Raw genomic sequence first — 26,190 nt, 5'->3', positions numbered from 1 at the left:
TTCCTACGGAAAGCTTTCAGGCGAACGCTATCGCTCCTACAGTTCCAAACTTTCCCTCCGCCACTCTTCCTTTTAGAATGTTTTAGTTTTCAACTTATTTAAATTATTCGTATTGCCCCTTAACCTCGGGCAGTTGCTTATAAATGCTTCCGGCTTGCACGATCTTAATGATCGCTTGAGCTAGTTCAGTCATCTGAGCATCATCTTCAGTATTCTGACATTCCGTCCACTGATAATGACGCTCTCCATTATTGATCTGAACCGTTAAATCGTAACTTACAGCAGGTTTTCGATTACACTCAGTAGATAATTCTTTTTCATCTAAGTAATTCGCTAGAACCATTTCTTTATAGATTTGTCCACGTTCCTGTTCAGTAAGCCCAAAATCGCTAACGCTGGCAACTTCCCCATTCTGGAGATCTTTTCCTAGCTTCATATCAATGGTGTTGATCTCATTCTTTAAGTTCACGCCATACTTTAAAACAAACTCAAACTTATCTTGTTTCGTTACGTCAAAAGGAATCTGTAGCAGCTCGATCTTTGCTTGTTCGCCCTTGCAGCCCGTTAAGGTATACGACAGAAGTTTATCCGTTTCGTTTCTAACAAGTTTCTGACAAGTGTATGTGGTTACTTGGGGACTACCAAACGTATCTTCTGAATTATCATGCCGCATTTCAATCCCTTGGTCAGTATATTTCAAGTCATTAAAGATCGGATCACCTTCAATTGTGTAATGAACCACACGCTGCGTACCCGCTTTATTTTGGATAAAAGCATCCAGCTTCTTAAGATTCTTAACAATCATTCCATGGCTGTTTATCACATCTTCTTGTTCATTAATGGTAGTAGTGAATTTGCCTTCTCCGTTAGATAGCTGATTAAAGCAACCGATTATTATAAGCGTTATAAAAATAAGAAGAATTCCGCTCGATCTCATCGATCATAACCTCCTTAAACAATCCATAGGTAGAATCATTTGTTAAAGTATACCAATAATTATTAGGGCTGTGTATCCCTTGAGAAGGATTTCGGATGATAGTGAGATTGATAGAAAATTAAACTTGATAGCAAAAAAAAGCCGATTGGATGCCCAATCAGCCCTGGTTATTGTTCAGTTTTAATTGAATCCGAAGGAATCGTCAAATAATCTCGATATTCCAATAAGTGTATGTTCATATACATTTTCTGAAGTAAAGATAACAATAGATGATTCAGCCAATCCCGCCGTCAAGGCGGGACCAAATAAATCAATGCTTTTAGCAATTTGACCGCCAATAACAATGCGGTTTGGCTGATAGTCTATAACATAGGAATTTAGCATCCCAGCCAATCGTGTACCGAATTCTTCAAATACCTTGCAGCACAAGCTATTCCCGTTTCTTGCTTGTTCTGCGAGTTCCTTCACGTCCATCCCTTTTTCTAGAGCTCTCATCTGCTCAGCCAGACGAAGAATTCCGCGACGTGAGAAGGCATCGTCTATGGAGTTCTCTAGGAAAGGTTTATCAAAAAGCCAACCGTCCTTGGGAACGCCTGGTCCTTCGTTCAGGATCGATGCATGATCAATAAATGCGGAGCCTAACCCTGTCCCTATCGTTAACGAAATATATCGTTCATTTGGAAATAACTTGCTTACACCTAAGGCAAACAACTTGGCATCATTCTCAAAGCGAATATCTGCCTGCAGCAGGTGCTTGGCCCATTCCGTATGTTGTAAAGCATTGAACCGGGTATATAATACTTCTTGTATATTCTCACCATACAACGCCTCATATTTACTAAGCCCCTGAATATAACAGATACCTTGCTGGTAATCAAAGGGCCCAGGAAAAGCGAGACCGATATTCCAAGTACAGTCGGCCGATTTCCCTAGTGTACCGGTATAGAACTGATATTGATCTTCGAATATAGAAATAAACTGCTCTATAATCACATCGGCATCTTGATCAGCAAGGGCAGGATGCTGCTTGCAGCTAGCCTGTAGCAATTCCCCATCCACGACCAAACCAGATTTAATAAAGGTTCCTCCCACGTCTAAAGCGATCACGACTTTAGGCTTCAAAGGAGACTCACATCCCATGCCTTGGATACACCAGCTTTCACAAGCTTACATGGCTTATTTCCGATATTTATAATTTTGTAGGCACTGAACATAGCTGGAAGGATATATGATTCCGCGTATTGTAACTCCACATATATAGATTCGTCTGCACAGGATACTATACGAACCTTTTCTCCCTCAACCAAGTTATACATTACCATTTCGTTATTTGTATGGTCCTCCCATGTATCATGCAAGTGTACACGATGAACATAAAACAGTAGATCTTCACGCTGTCCAAGAACATACTCCTCGTTAATGCCCTGCTTTTGCAGCAAGCTTGGCTTAGGAATCAAATTGTCCTCTACCCATGCCGTTTTTTTATCGAAATCAATATTGTCAAAGGCATGATCAATATTAATAGGACGTGGCTTGCCATCCATTCCTTTACGAAGGAAATCGTAGATTTTGAACGTAAACCACCATGTCGTAGAGGATATTTCGAGTACTAAGTTATTCTTTCCAGAGGCATGAACGGTCCCTGTAGGAATTAGGAATAAATCCCCCTTATTCGCTTCATATTGATTAACGAAATCAGTAATTTGAATGGGTTCACCACTTTCTTGTGCATGGTGTACCGCGTTATAGAATTCCTCCTTCGTAGATTGTTCGGTCAGTCCCAAGAACACAGATGTATTCTCTAAATTCTCCATGATATAGTACGATTCTTGCTGTGCCATAAATTCATTAAATGTCTCACGAATATACTCCTGCTTGGGATGTACCTGGCACGACAAGCTATCTCCGTCGATGGTATCAAGGTAGTCGAAGCGAATCGGGAAATAATCGCCAAACAGCCCGACAATACGATTCCCGAGAATGGCCGGATGCTCATAATGCATGACTATGAGGAAGGGTACCTCGATTATTTCGTCGTTGTATTTCAGCAAAATGGAGTTCTCCGGTGCAATCGGTTCAAAGCTCCATGCGCAGTTGGCCCACTCCTTCGGAAGCTCCGCGAATTTCTTCAAATATTGACCGCCCCATATCCCTGGCGCGAAGAACGGTTTCACACGCATAGGGGACTTGGCGATATCTGCAATCATCTGGCGTAGGGTGAAGACCGTCGTTAGCTTGGGACACTCGGGCTCATTCATATCCACGTAATAGTGGATCGAATCCAATACTTCTTTTCGGTAAGTTTCTAACACAGGCCATTCAACGAATAGACAGATTTTATATTTCTCCACCACATCTCGGTTCCAACTAAAGCCAAAATTCAATAAATGTGATTTATGTTCCAATTGCTGATACTCACGAGATACATCCAAGAAGTAGGTAATATCGTAGTTGCCGTTCCCGAGCCAATAGGCCCCTGGTCCAAACGTGATGATGAAGGTTATTTGTTGGGCAGGTAATTGAATCTGTTGTTTGTAGTTGTCTATCTTGTCTTGTGCTTCTAGGACGAAATAATCTGCAATTTTAGCATCCGAAAAATAACCAAATGCACGATTATCTGTAATATTCGCTTCAAAGAACGTACGCAGATCTTCACTTGTCTTCATAAAGCTATTGGTTCCGATAAGAACCGTCTTATGCCCCTCTTGTTCCAATACATCTATGATCCTTGCCAGGACGTGCTGATATTGGGCACCATGCGTTCCGTCAATAGCTACATTAATAATACTAGTGGAATTCATTGCAGCTTGTTGTAGAAGCGGGGACAGTATTGCCTCAAATCCTCGCTGGACTCCGGCTTTTGCATATGGCGTAACTGTATCTGGCTTCATTTGTTGAGTGTACCGAATAGGGTTAATTGGTCTTTTCTCGAACATAGTTGTCACTCCTATACAGTTAGTGAGCTCTATCCCGCTCATAGTGATACACTTTAGGGCAATATGCCTGATTCCAATGCCTTCCACACAAGCTGTGCGAACTGGCTGTTCGACCAAGCGAACCACTCACGTGTAAATTGGGTTGAATCATTGACATCAAATCCCTCATGCATAAATCCAGTACCAGCATCTGTCGACTCACAGATTTCAATCATCTCGAGCATCTCTTGCGGATCAACTGTGGTTAAGCCCTGCATCGTATAAGCAAGATGCCATACGAATCCTGTGCTAGTATGCGGACTGCCAATGCCGCTGAGCTTCTCTCCTTTGAAGAAATAGGGATTATCCTCACTCAGAGCAAATTTGCGGGTATTCAAATATATCGGATCGTCTGGCGCACAGTAACCTAGATAGGGTGCTGACATTAAGCTCGGAGTACCTGCATCGTCCATCAATAAATGGTTACCGAAACCATCCGTTTCGAACGCGTACATTTTGCCGTATTTGGAATGGTCAATGATTCCATAAAGTTCAATTGCATGCCGGATTTCTTCTTCCATTGCCGACATTCTGGCTACGAGATTTGAATCTCTATATACATATTGAGCAATTTCCTGCAATTGTCGAAGCGTTACAGCGGCGAACATATTTGATGGAATATTGAAGTGAAAGTCACATGCATCGTCGCTGGGGCGAAAGCCTGACCAGATCAGTCCAACATTATTTACCGGCATCCCCAAACCGTTCTTACGTAATGTATCAATCATGATGCCGTTGTGACGTTGAAAGCGGTAGGTTGACTGCTCCTTGTGCTCTTGTTCAATCTGCCATACGTTCAACATCTTCAGTAGTGAGGTTCGGAAAACTTCATCAAAGATCCCGGTGCGCCCGGTTTCTTTCCAATATAGATAGGCCAAGCGGAATGAGAAGCACATGGAATCCAGCTCGAATTTACGCTCCCATACCCAAGGCGAGCTGTCTGTCTCATCCGCCGCATTCCAATGCCAATCATTTGCAGACTCGTTAAAGGCATTCGCATAGGGATCGATTTGAATATAAAACATATGACGGCGTATTAAGCCTTCTAGAATCCGCCTAAGCTCAGCATCTTCCTTGGCAAAAGGAACATAATGAATAACCTGCTCAACAGAGTCACGCAGCCACATCGCCGGAATATCGCCAGTTAACACAAATGTTGTTCCGTCATCCAGCAGCTTAGTTGTTGTTTCTAGTGTATTCGGAAAACAATTCTGAAATAATTGACGCAGCTTCGGACGATGAGCCAGACGCTCACTAGCGTCCTTCATGACTTGCTGAACCGCCTGAGGCAGCGGGAACTTATTAATTTCAATAGTAGGTAAACGATGCTCTTTCATAATTGGGTAACCCTCCCGTGATTACTTTCTCAAGTTACGAGGAATAACCTCTAAGCTTGTTGAAATGGTATTTCCTACGTTCGATCCAATCATGATCTCAAATTTGCCGGGCTCAACCATCCACTGCAAATCAGAACCGACAAACTGCAGCTCCCGCGGAGTAATATGAAATTGAACAATACGCATCTCACTAGGCTCAATATAAATCTTCTGAAACCCTTTTAATTCTCGTTCCGGGCGTGTGATTGTGCTAGTGCAATCTTTTATATATAGTTGAACAACCTCATGTCCAGCTACATCGCCAATATTCGTTACCTCCACGGATACAGTACAAGAATCATCCAACTCTATTTGTGTCTGATCCAAGCGAATATGATCGTATTGATAGCTTGTATAGCTTAGGCCATAGCCAAACACATATTGTGGATGAAAGTCCACCTCGAGATAGCGATGACCTCTGGAGCGTTTCTTATTATAATAAATCGGTAATTGCCCTGGATGCTTTGGAATGGATAGTGTAAGCCGGCCGGATGGATTATAGTCTCCGAACAAAATATCAGCAATCGCATGCCCGCCCTGCTCTCCCGGGTACCAAGCCTCCAGAATGGCATCAGCATGCTCATCTACCCAAGGCTCGACAATAGGGCGACCATTGATATAGACAACAATCAGTTTTTTGTTCAAGCAGTGCAGCTCCTGCAGCAGCTCAAGCTGTACACCGCATAAGTTCAGCTCTGCACGATCGAAGCCTTCCCCACAATCCATATCACTAAGACTAAATTGATCCGTAATGACGGCGGCGCCTGTCTTCAAATCAATCGTACCTTCACCGAAATCACGTGCACTCGATCCCCCGACAACTGCAATAATGGTATCCGCTGCTGACGCCACCTCCATTGCCATCTCAAAGCCTGCTTTCGATGGATCTTTCACGCGGCAGCCCGGAGCATACAACACTTCGCTGAGTCCTGCACATTTAGCACGAACCCCATCCAAAACGGTAACGATGTGATGACGCTCCTGTGGTGAGGTATAGTCACCCAATTGATTATAAATATTATTGGCATTCGGCCCAATAACAGCAATCTTACCAAGTGACGAAGAAAGCGGCAGAGCCTCATCATGATTCTTCAAAAGAATGATGCCTTCACGTGCAGCTTGTCGCGCCATCTCTAAATGCAACTGTTGTCCAACGACACGCTGTGCTGTAACCGGATCAACAAAGGGACGTTCAAACAACCCCAATTCAAACTTCGCACGCAGAATTCGTTCGACTGCGAGATCAATATCGGAAATGTCAATCAACTGCAGCTGTAATGCGTTCATTAGATATCTGCCAAATGTTTCACCAGACATCTCCATATCCACACCAGCTTTAAGTGCAAGAGTCGCCGCCTCTTCTTCTGTCTCACAAATCTGGTGACCGCCTTTAAGCTGGCTGATCGCACCACAATCCGTAATGACGAAGCCGTCAAAGCCCCATTGCTCACGAAGCACCTCTGTTAATAACTCCTTACTCGAAGTACACGGAACACCATCGATCTCATTGTAAGCGGTCATAACAGACTTAGCCCCAGCTTCAATTGCCTTCTGGAAGGGCAGCAAATCCTTCTCCATCAATTCGCGTTTTCCCATCCGTACGGTGTCAGCATTACGGCCGCCATCCGAGCTGCCATACGCTACGAAATGCTTTAATGTTGCCAGGATCGTATGGTTTGTATTTAATGAATCGCCTTGTAAGCCCCTCACTGCAGCAACTGCCATTTCACTATTTAAATATGGATCTTCCCCGAAGCATTCTTCTGTTCGCCCCCAGCGCGGATCACGTACAATATCTAATACTGGAGAGTAGGTTGCTGCCCCTCCTTGAGCGCGAGTCTCTGCAGCTACTGTTTGGCAGATCTGCCGGAATAATTCCACATTCCATGTACTTCCGATGGCAAGCGGTACGGGAAAGACGGTGTTGCCAATCGCCATATGACCATGAGAGCATTCCTCACCTAACAGAATCGGAATACCCAGACGTGTATGCTCAATCGCATATTGCTGGATCAGATTCGTTACTTCTGCGCCTTCCAAAGGGGACAACCCGGTTTCCAGTGTTACCTCTGTCCAAGGATCTGCACGCAGCACACCATACAAAGAACCCACGCCACCTTTTGCAATTGCTTCCTTAAATACTTCTGTCAATTGAATCTTGCCTTCTGATTTCTCATACGCCTTCCAGCCAAAGGGCTGGAGGAGCTGCCCGATCTTCTCCTCCAACGTCATTTGAGCCAATAAATCTATAGCACGCTCATGAATTGGCAAGGATGAATCTTTATATCTCATAGCTTACAATTCCTCCCGTTCACATGAACTAGAATTGTCTCCACGCCAGGATTCCTGCATTCATCCCCCGACACATGTCGAACGATACTTCTGGGCTGTTAAACTTCTCGCCCCATGTAATGTAATAGCGGAATTCATAGAAGCCGCCAAGCGTAGCTGCAAAGTTGGTTTCCCAATAGTTATTCATCACCCAGGCGTACAAGTGTGCAGGGTCCTGTTCCAGTCTTGCATCGCCATTAAGGAGACGATATTTATGCTCCAAGGAGCCTAGTTGAATCAACGGGGTGTCTGGCATCCCAATCACAACACCTTGCTCCTTCGAAATATACGCAGCACCTTCACCAACAGCCGTATAATCAGCCAAGCTGCCTGGCAATTGATCCTTACGCAGTCGAGTTAGGGCATCCATCTTATCAACCCACAGATCCTGCGCTGTAGTTGTCAATGCGCCGCCAAACGGAAGTGAAATATACAAATTTTCAGGCTTCCACACACTTTCCTTATGCATGCGTACCGCCACATCCACACGAGGACGATCTGCATAAACGGTTAAGAACAAGGAATAATGCTCGCAACCAGAGACTTCATAGGTCAATTGAATCATGCTATAAAGGGTTCCCTGTTCAATGATTTCTGCACTTGTCAATAATCCTGTGGATACAATCGCATTTGGACCTTTCCGATTACGGCCCATAAGACGCCGAACCTCCGTCATCTCGACCACCTTTGTGGCTGGCGTAACATCATACACCGGCGTGAATGCATGATGATTCCGGTCCGCACGCAGCAGCTCCTGCCCAGTCTGCTTATCCTTCCAAGAGGTGATTCCTTCACCCTTCTTCCATTCAATGCGTACAAACGGTGTATCAGCATATGTGGATGTCACATGGAAGTCCTTTACTCCATGGGTAACATCTAAATCCAATACACGATCCGACGCCACATAATCGTTCATATATGCGGTTTTGATTGTTGGCTTAACCGCTACGATATGAAGCACTTTTTCTTCCTGGGGCTCCAGCATGACCGGAATGGTTACAATAACCCCGCGATGCGCAAGACGCAGTTGAGATGGGAGCACCTCACCTGTATTGAAATCACGCACCTCAAACCCTTCTTTAATCTGCTCATAATACCAACCCTCGAGAATAAGATGAGCATGATCCTCCTGAACATAGCTGTAAGGATTGCAAATTTTGAACTTCATCGGCCGACCCGGTGCAAGCAGTGCATCTCCCTTGGCTTCAAGAATTTCGTATAACGCGCGATGTGCAGCGGTGCTGGCATTTGCAGCAAATGCCTCCTTACGCAGGCCTAACTCTTGAACAAACGGGTTCCAAGGCTCCGAAATGGAAGAATGATAGCCCCATGTGTGCTCAGCGAACATCGTTAATTGATATTCCATTTCTTTAATAGCTTCCGGGGAAATGATGTCATAATTAGGATCTAATCTTCTTACCTTCTGATATACCCGCTGCGCCTCACGGAATACTTGTACATGCTTTGGTGTCGAGCCAACCCCGTCCGTCCACCAATCGGGCCAATCTCCGCGATAGACAGGAATATCTTCCGGGTGCTGTGCTGCATGGGCACGGACTTCTGCAAAGAAGTCATCTAGCGTTGCCATTTGAATTAAAATCCGGTCCCCATGCTTGGTGTTCCATTGATGGATAAACTCCATTGCCACTGCATTTGGCGGGTTATTATCCGTAGGTAAGCCTGAGAACATCGCCGGAAAGAAATCGAATGCATAGCCGTCCTGAACCAGACGATCAATATAACGCTCGATCCGTTGTTCAGCAATTTCAAAATCCGCGCCATTGCTCATATCGAATTCATCTTTAATCGTATATTTACCACCCATGCCAGGTACAAGCCCCAGATCATTTCCAAACACATAATGCTCTCCGCTCCACGTCAGCAGGCGGTCCCCTGAAGGCATCTCCCACCAGAACGGCTGCTGCTTCTTCCAGCAAGGGAACATTCCATGATGCGTATGAATACAGGTGGACAGATTCTGGATCCCAGCATCCAGCAATACCTGACCATACCCCCAGCTGAAACCGTTAATATCTGCTGTCATTGCCGATGTTACAGGAATTGTAATGGACCGTCCGTAATCACACACTCGCGCAATCATCGATTGGAACAGCTCTTTACCAATTAATTCTGTCATATTTAGATAAGTCCCCGACAACCCGATATCTCCCTGTCTCACGCCTTCAGCGAACTCTATCTTCTCTTGCTCTGTCGCCTGCTTCAGAAAGGTTTCAATCGGCCAAAACGTCTCACAGACCCACTTAAAGCCTTGCCATTCCGGACGACGCCCCGATTTGCTTTCACGTAAAATATGCAGGACCTGGCGAATGAAATTAACATGATACTGCTGAATTTTCTCTTGACGCTCTGTATATCCGATATCTGTATGAGAATGATGGATTGCGTATATTTTCCAAGGTCGTTTGCTCGACATCTCGATCTCTCCCTATAGTTATTCTAACTAGCCATGACGCTTCGCTTTCTCTACTAATTCTCTAGCGGATACTTATCCATATAGTCGAACAACTCATCTACAGTTGTGAACGCAACCCCTGTTACGGTATCAGCACAGCCATAGTAAATTGCAATTCGACCTGTATCGCCATCGGAAAGTGCTGCGCAAGGGAAGGTCACATTCGGCACATCTCCTACACACTCATACAATGTCTCTGGTCCAAGAATATAATTCCGTGAACGTGCTAACACCTTCCATGGCTCATGTAAATCTAATAAAGCAACACCCATCCGATATACGAACCCGTTACACGTATTTATTACTCCATGATAGATCAACAACCATCCGCGATCGGTTTCAATTGGAATCGGCCCTGGACCAATTTTCTTCGATTGCCATGCAGAAGCGTCCGAATTGATCGTACCCATCACGTAACGATGCTTCCCCCAGTACGTCAGGTCAGGACTCTCACTAAAAAAGATATCTCCAAATGGTGTATGCCCCGTATCACTTGGACGGCTTAACATCGCATATTTGCCATTTATTTTGCGCGGAAATAATACACCATTCCGATTATATGGCAGGAAAGCGTTTTCTAATTGGTGAAAGGTTTTGAAATCATACGTATATGCGAGACCAATTGTTGGACCATGGTATCCATTACACCAAGAAATATAGAAACGATCATCTATTCTACAGACGCGTGGATCGTAGCGATACTCCCGCTTTGTTATATAATCGGCGCCTTCGAATTGGATCGGCTTCTCATTAATCTCCCATTGAAGCCCGTCCTGACTGAAGCCAGCGAATATGTCCATACTTACAGATCTGGAGTCACAACGGAATACCCCTGCATATCCCTCTTCAAAAGGAATAACTGCGGAATTAAAAATACTGTTCGAGTTTAACTGTGCATCTCGCTGAATAATAGGATTATGGGTATATCGCCACACTGGAGCGTTATAGCCACCCGGCTTATCTTGCCAAGGAATATTTGATAGTGCTTCACCAATAATTTTGCTCATTTCATAAACTCCTTCCATGTATACAATTGTGATCTGCAACAACGTTTTTAGTATGTCTAACCCTTCTTGCACCCCTACTTTAAATCATAATAAAGCGCATTAAAAGGGAATTTATCCTGAATCTAACGTTTGTTGACTGAAGTATCATGTTTCTTAACTAATTGAACAGTTAGCATCACTTCGTACCCTCATATAAGCCTGCATACAGTGCATCAAGCAACGTGTGTGTCCAATCACAGCTATATTCCCAGAACATGGCACCCGCAAGTTTTTCACGTTTGACATACTCACATTTATGCGCGATCGAATCCACGTCATCATAGGAAATAAACGTGTCTCCATTAAATAAATATGGTGCTTTGGCCTCATCGTCCCAATGCCGTGCGTAGCCATTCTGATTGATGTAATTAGCAAACAGCTCTGTATATTCTGGGCCATAACCACCCGTTGTGCCCGCCATTTGTAGAAATCCATGATTCTTATCTGGCACCTGCTTCCACATTCGGGAATAGAACGCCACACCAATGACGATTTTCTCTCGGGGAACACCTGCCTGAATGAACATATTCACCGATGCCTCTGTACTGATACGATACAAATCTCCTGTCGTATGAAATAAATTCGTATGATGTCCCGTTAGAATCTGGAATCCGCCACGCATATCGTAGGTCATCAGCTGTATAAAATCCAAATATTGCTGTACTTGATCCATCTCGGTGCCATCTATGTAATACTGATCAGCACCTGCCGCAATTGTAAGCAAGTAATGCCTGCCATCCGCTGTACCTTTCACATCTAGTGCATCTCGAATCGTCTTTAATAGCAGTGTAAAATTGCATTTATCATCCGGCGACGATTCAATATCCGCTTCACTGTAACAAGGATATTCCCAATCCAAATCGATTCCATCGAACGGGAAATCTGTTACCACTTGCACAGCCGATGCTGCGAATTTCAGACGTCCTTCTTCGGTAGAAGCAGCCTCAGAGAAGCCCCCATTCCCCCATCCGCCAACGGAGAGCACCAGCGTCAGATTCGGATACATCGCTTTCATCTCTTGTAGCTGGTTCGTGCATTTCAAATGTGCTGTTGTAATCTGATCATCTTTCACATAACCAAATGCAACGTTAAGATGCGTTAACTTCATCAAGTGGTCACGCATTAACTCAGATACTTTGGAATCACTCACGTAGCCTGCTACAATCATTTATTGATCCATCCTTTCACACCCTGGTTAAGATTTGAATCGCTTCCTTACTCGCTGCAATCTTATATCCTGATGACATGTAACGAATCTGATCTGCACGATCCACAATGATAAGATGCGGGAAGCCCGCTTCACTCGCTTGGGACGATGCAAATAATTCAGGTAATAGATTATACGTTGAATCACGGACAAACACTGCATTTGCAGGAAGATCTGGATAGTCCTCGGGATGAAACGAAGCTGTCCATTGCTTGTCACCAACAATAAGAATGATGGGAGCATCTAGCGCATCGAACTCATGCTTCAACTCAGAGAGTTCACGAAGCAAATGTTTTGAAGGCTCTCGTTCCGGCTCCAGCCAAGCGACATAGGCGCCCTTTCCACACAGAAGATCTGCGAAAGTCTGCTCTACTCCTGCCCATGAGGTCAACTGTTTAAGTCGTTCCACCTTGCCGTACACTGGAATTTCCAATGTGGATTGACGATACTTCATGACCAGCTTCTTCTCTTCCCCTTCTACAATATGGAAATAGGTGAACTTTATAAGCACAGTGCCATCCTTTAATCGTACGCCTGTCGTCAGACGGTATGCTCCCTGCTCAACCTCAAGTGGTGTATCATATAGGTCATTTGCGCCATGTGGGAAACATAAGGTTTTATAAAAACCGCTCTCCAGCCGAGCTAATGTGAAATTCTCATAGTATGAAGCTGTTGGTTGGACTGTCCCTGCACCCAGATCACGATGAAGAATGAGAGTGCCGTTCGCTAATTCTATCCCGCCTCCAACAACACCTTTGGTAAATTGAGCATCCACGAAAATATCATCCACCATAAATTGCGGCTTGGATTCAATGGGATGAATTCGCGCTGGGATTCCTAAACTACGACAAATGGATACGAACATGATATCCAGGGAACTGCGATCGCCTACGCGCAATTCAAAGGTACCCACTGCCGTTCCCTTCCCTTTCAGATTCGGAAGGTCTGTCCATATATCCCACGTTTCATCTATAAATTGAACCAGCTTCGTTGGGTCCTGACGGAACAATGCCACTTCATCTGAAGTGAAGGCTTGTTGGAAAAATGTACGATACGGTGTAATCATCTCGTAGTGAACACGAGGACGCAGAATGTAGGGAACGAACACTTCTTCTGTGAGCTCACCACGTACAGCAAGCGAACCAGCCACATGATCTGTAAGGGTTGGAATAAATGTGTCAACTAAATCCTTGTCATTACTACATTCCAATAACCGTAAAGCCCATTCTCCATACACGGATGTGGCTGCCTCCAGAAATGCGGCTATCTCTACACTGTTACCACGTGCCTTCTGAAGCACTGTCCATACACGATCTTCCGGGAGACCCAGTGTTTCCCCAAGCTTCCTCGCTGCTTCTTCTGTCACAAAAGTCGCTTCATATTTCGCACGAATCGAGATTCCTTCCTCCAAACGTTCATTATGTCGCTGGATACGAATTTCAGACAGTTCCTCTAGCATCTCACCTTCACACGCTGGAGGTGGAACTATATCATAATCGACCATCGTTCCTGCAGCGGGCTGACTTTCTTGATTCAGTACAAGCTCAACGCATTCACAGTCCGCCACCGAAATTTTCATTTCCCCCCAAGTACCACCCTTTGCCGCACGAATCATGAGGTCACCGAGACCTGTTTTGAAGGTTGCTTCCCCTTGAGCATTGGTAGGAATGATGGCAATCGGGAAAAGTTCCGCCATGTTATACAATTGGAACTGTACTTCTGCGTCCTGCACAGGCTGTCCGGATTCATCCTTAGCATGAACCATAATTGTCCGCGTGGAAGCGTAATTGTCCAATACATTAATTTCAGTGAACCACTCATCTGCAAGCGTAATATCTTCTGGACCTCGATAATTAGCGAAAATACGCGTGTTAATTAACATTGCTCTTCGCGCAGGAGGTCCAAACCATCCTTGATTAGGACGGGCTTCCGGCTCACAAGCCCCAATAAAATACCATTCACCGTCTGCCCATGCCTCCACCCATGCATGGTTATCATCACAATGAGCCCAACGTGGCGTATACACTTGACGTGCAGGTATACCTATACTGCGAAGAGCCGCCACAGCTAGTGTGGATTCTTCACCGCAACGACCGCGTGCATTTCGAATCATCGTTAATGGTGAAATCGTTCGCAAATCACTTCCAACATACGTTGCTGCTTCATGACACCAGTAATTCGCCTCAAGTATTGCTTCTGACATGGAAAGCTTGCGTGTTCGTTCTGCTAATTGTTCATGAAGAATAAGGCGGTGTTCTTCAATGTTTTCTGTATTAACACGGTATGGAAGCACAAAATGTAAAAATAGATGATCGGGTACATGCCATGGCATATCTCGGCGAATTTTAAATGTCGTTCTCACATGATTCAAGAAAAGCTCACCACTGTAATCCGCCAAATCATTCACTGGCATATACGCATAGAGATACTTAAGTGCAATTATTTCTTCTTCCGTCAAGTCCTGTTCAAAGATTTGAAATAACTGCTTTGCACGTGCCTTAGCCAAACTCTTCTTCTCCTGGAACTTACGTTCAATCACTTCCATGTCCACTTACTCCTTCCATAGAAATCCGTCCTCACGAATATAAAGTCGAGCGGTCTTATCAGATGTTGGTACAGATATCAGAAAAGTTTTAGTCGTTGTTTCAATGCTCGGCTCTATGGTCCAAGTATCTTCTTCACACAATGCTTTAAAATCAGATGAGAACATGCCGTGTATTTCGTAATAGTTCCGCTCACGATAATAGAGCTTCCGTAATTCCCATTTGATATGTTCATCCCGAGGGACGTCGAACTGATATGGACCCGCTTCATCCACGAATACAACATAACCCCACAGTTCTGGATAATGCATATTAATGATTCCTTGTGGTGACCACACCCAATTATCCTCAGGATAAGGTTTTCCTGTGTCAGGATTGAGAACCTTACGATACTTGTCATCGACAACCTCAGTGCACCATTCAACTCGTGAAAAATTAACACGCCAAAACTCCCCAGCATATGGTGATCGCCGATCCGTAGCACATTCTTTCAAACTATTCCATGGAATTGCAACTTCAACCGTCCATTTCCGATTGTCAGCGTGCGGGTTATTTAACTCACCTTCGATATGAACAGCCGTCTTCAAGCCTTGGATATCCCAACCGTTAATTGGAGGACCCCCGTCACGATAAGGTTTCACAAGCAGTAAGTCCCATACCGTGTTCAAGGCGTTAATCTCAAACTCGTAATATTGATGGGAATCTCCTGTTGGATCTATAAAAATCTCAAAATCATTATCGTAAAAAATAACGGAATCACGTTCTGTCAGCGTTCCCCAGATCTGATCTTCCATCAGCTCTGCACCAAAGTAAAAATACTCATCATCCCACAGCATCTTTACTCTCGTATCCTTTCCTGGCATCGGACGCAAATCTCCTTCAATATCAACAAACTTTTCTGTCCATGCTGCATGCTGCCAAAAAGGCTTATCTAGCTTCCCATCCAAGACAAGTGATTCCGTCGATCGTCTGCATAGATAATGTTTGGGGGCGTATGAAACAATGTATGGCTCTGGTACTCCACTTCGATTTACCATGCGAATGCTCCTTTATCCGTTAATGTACTTTAGTTGTGCGTTACAACTGCGCCTGAGCCGCCGTACATCTCAATTTCTTCATCGAATTCCAATTTAAGTACCGTCACTTGATCATGCATATCTTCAGGTGTTATCTGAATCCAAGTTGTACCTGGTATGTGAAACCATGGCACACCACCGTGAATTTCATGGGTAAGCTCCTTGCCTGAGTGAAGCACCGTAATCTTGGTAATGGGATTACACAGCCCTTTGAGGCAAATATTCTCCCTCGGCGTATCGTAAACGAAGAGGTACAAATTTTTCTTATCCGGAGACAATGTACTGCCACCTAAATAGTAGCGTGTCATAATCCCCTCTTGTGTTCCATAGACGGCTTCTTCATGTGTACGTATCCAATCACCTAGTCCGAGCAAGATCGCTTCCTGCCTAGGATCAATCGTGCCATCCTCCATGGGCCCAATATCTAACAGCATATTGCCGCCCATGCTGATACAGTCACAGAACATTCGGATCATTTGATTCAATGATTTATAATTGTGGTCTGTATGCACATAACCCCATGACGTATTTATCGTCGTGCAGAATTCCCACGCACCTTCCGGACGCGTAATCGGAAGCCCTTGCTCAGGTGTCTTATAATCCCCATACCCTTGCAAGCGTGAATTAATAATTAGATCAGGATTAAAAGATTTTAAATACTCTTTGAATGCTGGTAACCCCCACTGCTCTGCGCTTCGCTCCCAATCTCCATCGAACCATAACAGATCAACCTGACCATAGTTCGATAACACTTCTCCTAGTTGATTACGGTTAAATGCCAGAAATCTCTCCCATCGCTCTGGATCTTGGACACCATCCATCGGACTTGAAAAACGATTTACCTGGCTCAAGTCATCTGGTACGACACCATTCTCATAGACTGAAGGATAATCAGGATGAGACCAGTCAATGAGGGAGTAATACATCCCTACGCGAAGACCTTGATCTCGAATCGCCTCAGACCACTCCTTAATAATATCTCTCTTGGCAGGTGTCGCCTTCATAACGCTCAAATCACTGAACTTCGTATCAAATAATGCTACTCCGTCATGATGCTTCGTCGTTAGAACAGAATACTTGGCTCCTGACTTCGCAATTAGATCTGCCCAATACTTCGCATCAAATTTGGAGGCCGTAAAACCATCCAATTGCTTCATGTAGTCCTCATAAGACATTCTCCCGTTATAGAAAGACCATGATTCTGCAACACCTTGTACCGCATAAATCCCATAGTGAATGAAAATTCCTAGCTTTGCATCGGTGAACCATTGTTGCATCTGCTCTTCCTCCCATAGTTCAACTCGTTATTTTATGCGAAATACATGTGCAATTGGGGCAATTCCCGTAAGCTCGCTCTCTGGTAAATGAACGATCAATCCAGTTGTTGTTCGTTCGAATGTTAGATTCTCTTGTCCGCCAACAAGATCTATTTGCGTCACAGCCTGCTCGAGTGAAATACAAATCTCACTGATCACGAGTTCCTGCTCTTTTGAGTACAGATGGATAGCATAGATGACATCGCCTTTTTTCGTGAAATGTGTATTTCCAACGGAGTATGGCGCACATATGCGTGTTCCATAAATCGCCTCACCATGGACTTTGAGCCAACTGCCCATTCCTTTCATCCGATCCATCGCTGTTGGTGACAAGCGGCCGTCTGGTTGTGGTGCGACATTAAGTGCCAAGTTACCACCTTTGGCTACAACTTCAACGAGCAAATGAATTAATTGACGTGTCGTCTTGTAATGATCCTCATACCGATAAGAGAACGCAGTCCCCATCGTAATACAGCTCTCCCACGGGATATGCATTGGATGCTCAGGCAATGTTTGCTCTGGCGTAACCACATTCTCATATGGTCCGCCAACGGTGCGGTCTGCACTTAACAGCCATGGCTGATGCTGACGTGCTTTTTCCACCACTTCACCCAGCCGAATATCCTGTGGATTATTTTTATTCTGTGGGCATACCCACCCCGCATCCAACCAGAGCATTTCAATCCGACCATATTTCGTCATCAATTCCATGATCTGATCATGTGTGTATTGTACGAATTGCTCCCATAGCCACGGATAATCTTGTGTTGGATACGAAGGACCTCGATTCATGAAGTCGCCCACTTCCATGCCTGGCGCCCAATACGTTGGTGTGTGCCAATCCGCTTTGGAGAAATAGGCGGAGATCCCAAGTCCCTTTGCCCGAAATGCATCAAATACGTTCTTACAGATATCCGCGTACTTATGTGCATGGAAAGGACAATCCTTACCCGTGATACGATAGTCTGTTGTCTTCGTGTCCCACATACAGAAGCCATCGTGATGCTTTGTTGTGAAGTTCAAATATTTAAAGCCACCTTCTGCCGCAACCTCTGCCCACTTCTCAGGTTGGAAGCGAAGCGGATTAAAGGTTTTATTCAGCCCAAAGTATTGCCGCTTCAGCTCCGCCGAATCCACTCCCCAATCAATATCATCTCGTGACCAATCCCCATCCTTATCACTAAGTGCCCACGATTCAACAAGTCCGAGCTGCGAATACGGTCCCCAGTGCATCATCAAGCCAAGCTTCTGATCCTGAAACCATTCCAGCTGATCTAATAGCTGCGAATCCTCCGGCTTAACGTACTCCTCCTCTGTGCTGTAATTGTGTACTCCTTCAACAACAATTTGCTCTTCGACAACATTGGTGTCACTCATTTGCACGACCTCCATGCAGCTTCTATGAGGCTGCGATTCTATTGATTTAATACAATCCAGCAATAAAATAATTTGACATAAAAATAAATTACCATTATAAACATCCTATTATGGAAAATAAATAAGCATTCAAGCGCGCGCTGATCTATATCTTGCTATATTCATAGCTTGATAGGAACATCACCATGTATATGCCATGAAAAGGGGGAATCACGTTGAACCATAACTATTTGAAATCGAAATTATTTCTGAAATTCACCGGTTCGTATCTACTTATCCTTCTTATTCCGCTCGTACTTGTAATCGTTTTTATTTACCGAAATGCTACGGACAATTTGCAAAAGGAGATTGAAAACTCTCACTTTAACCAGCTCACCCAAATTAAAACGGTGGTGGATGGACGCATGGATGATTTAAGAGATATGGCATCACGGATGTCATACGACGATCGTCTCGCTCATTATCGCATACTGGATCCTTATGAGAGCCGTGACGCGATAGCGGCACTAAATAGCTACAAATCTTCCAATTCCATTGTGGAGAATATATTTCTGTACTATCATCATGACCCTAATATTTATTCCAACCATGGCATGTATAGCCTGGATGTATTTCGTAGCTCCTTTCAGTTTGGTAGCTGGAAGAATGATGAGCTTGTGACTGCTTTAAACACGTCCAAATTCCCATCCATTCGACTTACAAACATGCTAAATCAAAATTCATCACTCGAGCAAAACGTATTAACCTATATCCTGCCGATCATTCCAAACAGCTCAGATCCGTATGGTTCTGTCATGTATCTTATTAAAGAGAAAGAGTTAGCACATCTGATCGATTCCGTCTTAGGCAACTATCGAGGATTAACGTATATTTTTGATAATCATGGTCGTGTTTTATCCTATAGCGGCCACGGAGATACGGCTAGTCAACAGGACATCCAACAGTTATCTGAGCTTCCGCCCGGCATTCATAGCCTACCGATAAACAACGAAGAACATTCGGTTATTTCCGTCACATCGGATATCAATGGCTGGTCTTATGTGACATTAATGGCAAGTAATCAATTTTTCAGCAGCGTGCTTAATGTTCGGAGCTTCATCATTATTTTATTCATTGTGATCGCCATTGTAGGAACGGCCATCGCTCTATTATTCGCTCGGATGCAATATCTTCCGATTGCAGAGCTGGTTCGCTTCACGAACAAAAAAACAGATACACCGGCCTCCGGAAATGAGCTCGAGTATATACGAACGACATTGCAGCAGTATAGCTCCAAGATTGATCTACAAGAACCCTATGCACGCAACCATGTTCTCTCCATGCTATTAAAGCACGGTTATGCACAAATGATGACGCCAGAAATATTCGATACCTTTCATCTGCACTTTGACCAAAGTCATCATTTTGTCATGATGATGGGTTGGGATGACTTAGAACAGCAGCACCTTCAGGCACGACAAGAAGTACATCGCAAGCTTGCGTATCTTGAATTTCCAGCGCTTGCTGCACAAGTATACGGTGTAGAGCTCCCGCAATTGGATCAGCTCGCACTTATTGTGAGCTTACAGCTAGAAGATGATGAAACGCTCGCTGCACAAATCGTTCACATCGTGGATGCGATCCGTGAATATACGCTAGGTATGATAGATATCCACCCGATGATCGGCGTAGGTAAATGCTATGAGAGTACTCAGCAGCTTAATCAATCCTTTATTGAGGCTTGCTCCGCCTTCGAATTGCGTAAATCGACCGAGCATGGAACCACCGTGTATTTCGAAAAGCTATCCAGTACCCATGATCAAACGGTGTTACTCCCTAGTAGCGAGCTATTAAAGCTTGCACAAAGCTTGAAGCAGGGCAACTTCGAAGTCGCCAAACAAATCATTCTCACAGCCATCCATGGGCTTGAAAATAAACAACGATCTACCCTGCTGATGCGATGCGTATTGTTCGACCTGCTGAATATCATGCTCAAAGCTGCAGTTGAGTTACAGATGGATAACATGCTGCAGTATGCTCCACCCCATTTCATGAATGGTCCTGTAAACCTTATAGAGCAAAATTTCTGTCGATTAGCTGCACAGATTTGTACACAGGTGGAACAAACGCATAAAAAAGAAGAACATTCACTCATGGATCATATCGTTGCTTTTATCGATCAGCACTATGTTGATCATTCACTTAGCCTTGAATCTGTTTCTGCTGCGTTTACGATTTCACCTTCCCATCTCAGTCGTTCATTCAAGGATAAGGTCGGCATCAACTTCGTCCAATATATTTGGCAAAAACGATTAGATAAGGTCAAGGAACAGCTCGTAATAACAAGTGATCCGTTAAAAGATATTATCCAGCGCGTCGGCTACCTCGACACACCAAACTTTATTCGAAAATTCAAAAAGGAAACCGGTTATACCCCGGGCCAGTATCGACAGATGAATAGTAATCATCCCAATACTGAGCCTAACGATACCGTATAATCCTTCCTCGCTTAGGGTTCATCATAACTTCCCGGTCATGCCTAGCATGACCGGGAAGTTTTTCAAAATATGAGAATGTATAAGCTTCACAAATTATTTGCTAGCAGCCCATGTGTTGTATGCTTGTTGATACGTTGATTCGAGCTTCTCATACCCCATTTTTTTCATTTGAGCGATATATTTGTCCCAATTGGATAATGGCTCTGCGCCTGTAACGAATTTCGCTTCCATTTCCTTCACGTATTTATCCAAATCGGAACGGAGTGTTTTGATTTCCGTCTGTTGGTCTACCGTCAGGAATACCGATGGGAAGGGAGCCTTTGCAATAGGTGTAAGCTTTGTAGCTGTTTCTTTGTCAATCCAGTCATCAAAGCTAGTACGAAGACCTAAAACATAGCTGTTCTCATAGGAACCTGGTGTATTAATCCCGTAGTTTGGCGTGATTGTACCGCGGTATTCTTCACGATCCGTACCATCTGGAACTGGCAGCCATTCTTTCTCGCCTGTTGCTTTATCTTTGTATTTAAATAACGTACCTTCAGGTCCATACGCCCAGAAGGAATACCCTTCTTCGCTAAATTGGTAATCAATCCAGCGCATACTTGCTTCCGGGTTCGGGTTTGTGTTTGAAATCGCGAAACCGCCAATGGTGTTAATACCAGGATGCTTGCCGTATACAGGTGTTCCGGCAATATCACTAGATACAGGCTGCATCATCGGGTTATCTTCACTCGGTTCACCACCAAGCGTGAAGTATGGGAAATAATCGGAGAATAAGGCCACTTGATTGTTTTTCCCTTTTGCTTTCTTCTGCTCATCGGTTTGAGAGAATGTTTCATGATCCAGCAAATTCTCGTTCCATAAGCGATTCAAGAAGGTTAAATATTCTTTGTAGGCTGGTTCAGCTTGTGGAAAGTGTACTTTGTTCTCCTTATCTACGTAGATATCCTCGTTATACATCCCCCAGAATCCGAGGAAGAACATCCGTAAATCATCTAATTTCACAGAGGATAGAGGAACCTCATCGTCTTTACCGTTTCCGTTCGCATCTTCCTCTTTAACCTTCTTCAAATAGTTGTATAGCTCTTCTGTTGTCTGCGGTAATTTGTTTTCCATGCCGAACTTCTTCAAGAACTTCCCGTTATACCACATCGGTCCACGATACCATACCGCAGATGGCTGAATATTGCGTAGTGCATAGATATGTCCATCTGGTGTTGTCATTGATTTGCGAATATCCGGATTTGCATCGAGAATTTTTTTTAAATTTGGTGCGTAGCCCTCATCAATGTATTTTTCTAAAGGCAGCAACAATCCTTGACTTCCGTAGGTAACTTGATCCGATCCTTTTAGATCCGCCGCATAGAAAATATCGGGAAGCGTACCGCTTGCAAATACCAAATTCTTTTTCGTCTCAAAGCTGTCTTGTGGGGCGTTTTGAATCTTTAACTTAATATTCGTCATCTTCTCGTATTCCTGAATAACAGGCATCTTGTTCCAATCCTGTCGCCCTACATCCGGTGCCATAATAGAAAGCTCAATCGGATTATCCACGATAGGAAAGCCCGTCTTATGAACCTCTGCGGCTGTGTCTGAGCTTTCTGTGCTTGCCGTCCCCTTATCGCTACTCGATCCACATGCAGTAAAAATAGAAATTGACATGGAAAGACATAACAACATGAGTCCAGTTTTACGATAAATCTTCATATAAAAACCTCCCTTTTGTTATTTGTATCTTAAGATCAACCCTTAACAGAGCCAATCATGACACCTTGCACGAAATAACGTTGTAAGAATGGATAGACAGCAATAATCGGAAGCGTAGATACGATAATGACCCCATATTTCACAAGTGAAGCTATTTCTGCCTTGTTGTTCTGGGCTGCAGCAGCTGTCGCATCGATAATGCCACCTACTTGAGATTGCATTTCCTGAAGAACGAGAATCTGACGAAGGACAAGCTGCAATGGATACTTCGCATCATCATTCAGGTAGATCATGGCGCCGAAATAGCTGTTCCAATGCCCTACCCCGTAGAATAAGGCCATAACTGCGATAATTGGCATCGATAACGGGAGAACAATCCGCAGGAATAATCGAATATTCGTCGCACCATCAATTTGAGCCGCATCTTGAAGCTCAGCTGGAATGGAGTTCGCGAAGAAGGTACGAGAGACGATAATATTCCAGATTGACGCTGCGCCAGGAAGTACCAGTGCCCACACCGTGTTGACCATGCCTAGCCCTTTCACCAACATGTATGTAGGGACGAGACCACCTCCAATGAACATCGTTACCATGAACATCCCCATGAAAAACCCACGGCCTACAAAGTCCTTACGACTGAGTGCATATGCCGCTGGCATCGTAACGACCAAGTTAATCGTTGTGCCTAGCAATGTATACAAAATCGTATTTCCATACCCCGTCCAAATCTTCGAGTTCTGAAATACAATCTCATACCCCTTAAAGGTAATTCCTTTTGGAATAAGCCACATTTCACCGGAAGCAACCATCTTCGGATCACTGATGGATGCGCTAATAATATATAAGATGGGATATGCGACTACCAGCAATGCAATTGCCACATACGTATAGATGCAAATTAGGAATATTCGGTCTCGCTTAGATAGTTTTATACCTGATACCATAAATTCCAACCTCCTTCTACCATAGACTGTTCTCGCTCGTACGGCGGACAATCTGATTCACCGTAATGAGCAGGATGCAATTGACAATAGAGTTAAATAAACCAACAGCTGTTGAGAAGCTATATTGCGCATCGACAAGACCAGAGCGATAGACAAAGGTTGAAATCACGTCAGAGCTTGACATATTTAACGAATTTTGCAGAAGCAATATTTTCTCAAAACCTACACTTAACAAGCCACCCATATTCAGAATTAATAGAATGGTCATGGTCGGTATAAGCGTTGGTATATTGATGTGGCGAACACGTTGGAAGCGAGAGGCCCCGTCAATGATTGCCGCTTCATGCAAACCTGGGTCTACGCCCGAGAGTGCCGCCAAATAAATAATCGTCCCCCACCCCGCACTCTGCCACACGCCTGAGAATACATACATCGTCTTAAACCAACCAGGACTTGTCAGAAACTGCGGCGCACTAAAGCCTAAGCCTTCAATGGCATGAATAATCATTCCGTTCGATGGAGACAAGAAGGTAATAATCATCCCCGCCATAACAACGACAGAAATGAAATGTGGAGCATACGTAACGGTCTGAACAAGACGCTTGAAGAAGCCATCCTTCACTTCGTTAAACGCTAGCGCCAGAATAATTGGAATTGGGAAGCCAATGGCTAATTCATACAAGCTAATACTGAGCGTGTTCCACAGCAAATCCCAGAAATAGTACGAGTTAAAAAATCGAATGAAATGATCAAAGCCTACCCACTCACTGCCAAAATAGCCTTTTGACGGTATGTAATTCTTAAAAGCAATTTGAATACCGTACATAGGTCCATAACTGAAAATAAGGAAGTAAAAAAATGCGGGGGCGATAAAAATGTAAAGCTCCCAATTCCGCCTGATCTTCTTCCATGTTTGGCTCTTAAACTTGCGCTTTACATTTTTGTGCGAATTTATAGTTCGCAAATGCATCTTTTCCGTTTCCTGCATCGTGACATCCCCTCCTAGTAGTAATGATGAGAGCACTCTGATAAAAGAGTGAACATCACATTTGAATCTGTCGCAATTCTTGTTAGCGCTTACATACACACTATATAGAATCGAGTGAATCGTAAATATGTCATTCTCGCTTATCAAAAATTCCGTGTTGTACTGCGGGATGATATGCGTTTCACCGCTATGCTGATGTTCAAACAGTATGTCATTCTTGCGCTTTCCGCCCATAATTCTGTTGTAATACAATGCCGCCGCTGCTCAACAGAGCTAATATGTATAAATCTCCATAGCACATGTTTTTTTTGCGCTTTAAGAGGGAATTCATCCTGAATCTAACGTTTGTTGACTGAAGAATCATGTTTCTTAACTGGAAGCATCTCACTGTACTTTATAAAATTAATTCAAGGAAAGCGGTTACAAACAGCAGCATGTATGAAACACATGAAGGAGCGGATGATATGAGCACCAAACTTGAACGGAGCAAAATTAGAAAGCGCATACATTGGCGAAAGCAAGATACCGAGTTAACCCTGCTCGCCTTGCCGACATTCATCTGGTATATCTTATTTTCTTTCTTACCGATGTTCGGTATGATTATCGCTTTTAAAAATTTCAAAATCAGCGGCAACTTTATTAGCAACGTAATAAATAGTTCTTGGGTCGGCTTCAAAAACTTTGAATTCTTATTCAAATCAAGTGATGCCTGGATCATTCTTCGCAACACGATAGGATATAACATTATCTTCATTATTCTTGGCATCGTGTTGCCAGTAATGTTCGCGATTATGATCAGCTTGCTGCATAGCCGCAAAGCAGGCAAGGTTTATCAGACTATGATGTTTCTGCCCTACTTCCTTTCCTGGGTAGTCGTCTCTGCTGTAGGCTGGGCATTCTTTAGCTTCGATAAAGGAATTCTCAATCAATTTCTTGTGGGTATCGGACAAGAGCCTATGAATTGGTATATGGAACCGCAATATTGGCCTTACATTCTTATCTTTTTAAACATCTGGAAGAGTATTGGTTATGGCATGATCATCTATCTGGCAACCATCACGGGGATCGACAGCACCTATTATGAGGCTGCAGTAATTGACGGAGCTTCCATCTGGCAGCAGACACGCTTCATTACCTTGCCCATGTTAAAGCTAGTCATTGTCATGATGTTCATCCTGGCAGTAGGCCGCATATTCTACACAGATTTCGGACTATTCTATCAGGTCACACGCGACTCAAACTCCCTGTACAATGTGACCACTACTATAGACGTGTTGGTATTTAAACAACTAAAAACTGCCACTGTAGGAATGGCATCCGCTGCCGCTTTCGTCCAATCCGTTCTAGGCTGTATTACAATTCTGAGTGCCAACTGGATCGTAAAAAAAATCGATTCCGATAGTGCAATGATTTAGGA

General features: G+C 44.0%; 17 protein-coding genes. 2 read left to right on the top strand and 15 right to left on the bottom strand.

The features are described 5' to 3' along the window. Positions 1-103 precede the first annotated feature (103 nt). From L1028_RS00590 to L1028_RS00535, 12 genes are all read right to left on the bottom strand, one after another. A complete protein-coding gene (locus L1028_RS00590; protein ID WP_234529937.1) occupies positions 104-937 on the bottom strand; it encodes a DUF4362 domain-containing protein in 834 nt (277 codons plus the stop codon). A 180-nt stretch (positions 938-1,117) separates the two neighbouring features. Beyond that, positions 1,118-2,059 (bottom strand): ROK family protein, encoded by a 942-nt coding sequence (locus L1028_RS00585; RefSeq protein WP_234529936.1) that lies wholly within the window; start codon positions 2,057-2,059, stop codon positions 1,118-1,120. Continuing rightward, the gene (locus tag L1028_RS00580) at positions 2,056-3,873 is read right to left on the bottom strand and encodes a class I mannose-6-phosphate isomerase (protein ID WP_234529934.1); all 1,818 of its coding nucleotides are present in this window, start codon (positions 3,871-3,873) and stop codon (positions 2,056-2,058) included. Before L1028_RS00580 ends, L1028_RS00585 begins: the two co-directional genes overlap by 4 nt. Before the next feature lie 53 nt (positions 3,874-3,926). Then, on the bottom strand, positions 3,927-5,249 hold the full coding sequence (locus L1028_RS00575) for a glycoside hydrolase family 125 protein (RefSeq protein WP_234529932.1): 1,323 nt from the start codon (positions 5,247-5,249) through the stop codon (positions 3,927-3,929). 21 nt (positions 5,250-5,270) lie between these two features. Then, positions 5,271-7,580, bottom strand: a complete 2,310-nt coding sequence (locus tag L1028_RS00570; RefSeq protein ID WP_234529931.1) for a glycoside hydrolase family 3 N-terminal domain-containing protein — start codon at positions 7,578-7,580, stop codon at positions 5,271-5,273. Positions 7,581-7,608: 28 nt separating this feature from the next. Continuing rightward, positions 7,609-10,053 carry a glycoside hydrolase family 38 N-terminal domain-containing protein gene (locus tag L1028_RS00565; protein ID WP_234529927.1) on the bottom strand — a complete coding sequence of 815 codons (2,445 nt, stop codon included), beginning with the start codon at positions 10,051-10,053 and terminating at the stop codon, positions 7,609-7,611. A 53-nt stretch (positions 10,054-10,106) separates the two neighbouring features. Beyond that, a complete protein-coding gene (locus tag L1028_RS00560; protein ID WP_234529925.1) occupies positions 10,107-11,099 on the bottom strand; it encodes a glycoside hydrolase family 130 protein in 993 nt (330 codons plus the stop codon). Positions 11,100-11,274: 175 nt separating this feature from the next. Next, positions 11,275-12,306: a glycoside hydrolase family 18 protein gene (locus L1028_RS00555; protein WP_234529923.1), complete on the bottom strand. Its 1,032-nt coding sequence runs from the start codon at positions 12,304-12,306 to the stop codon at positions 11,275-11,277. A 16-nt stretch (positions 12,307-12,322) separates the two neighbouring features. Next, the gene (locus L1028_RS00550) at positions 12,323-14,890 is read right to left on the bottom strand and encodes a transglutaminase domain-containing protein (RefSeq protein ID WP_234529921.1); all 2,568 of its coding nucleotides are present in this window, start codon (positions 14,888-14,890) and stop codon (positions 12,323-12,325) included. A gap of 6 nt (positions 14,891-14,896) precedes the next feature. Further along, the gene (locus L1028_RS00545) at positions 14,897-15,925 is read right to left on the bottom strand and encodes a carbohydrate-binding family 9-like protein (protein ID WP_234529918.1); all 1,029 of its coding nucleotides are present in this window, start codon (positions 15,923-15,925) and stop codon (positions 14,897-14,899) included. A 29-nt stretch (positions 15,926-15,954) separates the two neighbouring features. Continuing rightward, positions 15,955-17,241, bottom strand: coding sequence for an alpha-L-fucosidase (locus tag L1028_RS00540; protein ID WP_234529916.1), 1,287 nt, complete (start codon positions 17,239-17,241; stop codon positions 15,955-15,957). 27 nt (positions 17,242-17,268) lie between these two features. Continuing rightward, on the bottom strand, positions 17,269-18,657 hold the full coding sequence (locus L1028_RS00535) for an alpha-L-fucosidase (RefSeq protein WP_234529914.1): 1,389 nt from the start codon (positions 18,655-18,657) through the stop codon (positions 17,269-17,271). Between the two features lie 215 nt (positions 18,658-18,872). Between L1028_RS00535 and L1028_RS00530 the strand changes: the two genes are divergently transcribed. Then, a complete protein-coding gene (locus tag L1028_RS00530; protein WP_234529913.1) occupies positions 18,873-21,134 on the top strand; it encodes a helix-turn-helix domain-containing protein in 2,262 nt (753 codons plus the stop codon). A gap of 93 nt (positions 21,135-21,227) precedes the next feature. On the opposite strand, the gene L1028_RS00525 is transcribed toward L1028_RS00530, so the two are convergent. From L1028_RS00525 to L1028_RS00515, 3 genes are read right to left on the bottom strand one after another with little or no spacing between them, the layout of a single operon-like run. Continuing rightward, a complete protein-coding gene (locus tag L1028_RS00525; RefSeq protein ID WP_234529911.1) occupies positions 21,228-22,841 on the bottom strand; it encodes an extracellular solute-binding protein in 1,614 nt (537 codons plus the stop codon). A 35-nt stretch (positions 22,842-22,876) separates the two neighbouring features. Beyond that, the gene (locus tag L1028_RS00520; RefSeq protein ID WP_234529908.1) at positions 22,877-23,785 is read right to left on the bottom strand and encodes a carbohydrate ABC transporter permease; all 909 of its coding nucleotides are present in this window, start codon (positions 23,783-23,785) and stop codon (positions 22,877-22,879) included. Between the two features lie 16 nt (positions 23,786-23,801). Continuing rightward, positions 23,802-24,755 carry an ABC transporter permease gene (locus tag L1028_RS00515; RefSeq protein WP_234530295.1) on the bottom strand — a complete coding sequence of 318 codons (954 nt, stop codon included), beginning with the start codon at positions 24,753-24,755 and terminating at the stop codon, positions 23,802-23,804. A gap of 482 nt (positions 24,756-25,237) precedes the next feature. Between L1028_RS00515 and L1028_RS00510 the strand changes: the two genes are divergently transcribed. Next, positions 25,238-26,188, top strand: a complete 951-nt coding sequence (locus L1028_RS00510; protein ID WP_234529906.1) for an ABC transporter permease — start codon at positions 25,238-25,240, stop codon at positions 26,186-26,188. Positions 26,189-26,190 lie beyond the last annotated feature (2 nt).

It is taken from the genome of Paenibacillus pseudetheri, from assembly GCF_924513355.1.
GTDB lineage: Bacteria > Bacillota > Bacilli > Paenibacillales > Paenibacillaceae > Paenibacillus_AQ > Paenibacillus_AQ pseudetheri.
Note: the sequence above shows the minus strand (reverse complement) of the source record. Positions and strands in the feature narration are given on the sequence as shown.

Excerpts from the sequence above, each read along its gene's own strand:
- L1028_RS00525 (WP_234529911.1), bottom strand. The coding sequence starts at position 22,841 with ATGAAGATTTATCGTAAAACTGGACTCATGTTGTTATGTCTTTCCATG.
- L1028_RS00570 (WP_234529931.1), bottom strand. The coding sequence starts at position 7,580 with ATGAGATATAAAGATTCATCCTTGCCAATTCATGAGCGTGCTATAGAT.
- L1028_RS00575 (WP_234529932.1), bottom strand. The coding sequence starts at position 5,249 with ATGAAAGAGCATCGTTTACCTACTATTGAAATTAATAAGTTCCCGCTG.
- L1028_RS00550 (WP_234529921.1), bottom strand. The coding sequence starts at position 14,890 with ATGGAAGTGATTGAACGTAAGTTCCAGGAGAAGAAGAGTTTGGCTAAG.
- L1028_RS00545 (WP_234529918.1), bottom strand. The coding sequence starts at position 15,925 with ATGGTAAATCGAAGTGGAGTACCAGAGCCATACATTGTTTCATACGCC.
- L1028_RS00540 (WP_234529916.1), bottom strand. The coding sequence starts at position 17,241 with ATGCAACAATGGTTCACCGATGCAAAGCTAGGAATTTTCATTCACTAT.
- L1028_RS00510 (WP_234529906.1), top strand. The coding sequence starts at position 25,238 with ATGAGCACCAAACTTGAACGGAGCAAAATTAGAAAGCGCATACATTGG.
- L1028_RS00535 (WP_234529914.1), bottom strand. The coding sequence starts at position 18,657 with ATGAGTGACACCAATGTTGTCGAAGAGCAAATTGTTGTTGAAGGAGTA.
- L1028_RS00560 (WP_234529925.1), bottom strand. The coding sequence starts at position 11,099 with ATGAGCAAAATTATTGGTGAAGCACTATCAAATATTCCTTGGCAAGAT.
- L1028_RS00580 (WP_234529934.1), bottom strand. The coding sequence starts at position 3,873 with ATGTTCGAGAAAAGACCAATTAACCCTATTCGGTACACTCAACAAATG.
- L1028_RS00590 (WP_234529937.1), bottom strand. The coding sequence starts at position 937 with ATGAGATCGAGCGGAATTCTTCTTATTTTTATAACGCTTATAATAATC.
- L1028_RS00565 (WP_234529927.1), bottom strand. The coding sequence starts at position 10,053 with ATGTCGAGCAAACGACCTTGGAAAATATACGCAATCCATCATTCTCAT.
- L1028_RS00520 (WP_234529908.1), bottom strand. The coding sequence starts at position 23,785 with ATGGTATCAGGTATAAAACTATCTAAGCGAGACCGAATATTCCTAATT.
- L1028_RS00515 (WP_234530295.1), bottom strand. The coding sequence starts at position 24,755 with ATGCATTTGCGAACTATAAATTCGCACAAAAATGTAAAGCGCAAGTTT.
- L1028_RS00555 (WP_234529923.1), bottom strand. The coding sequence starts at position 12,306 with ATGATTGTAGCAGGCTACGTGAGTGATTCCAAAGTATCTGAGTTAATG.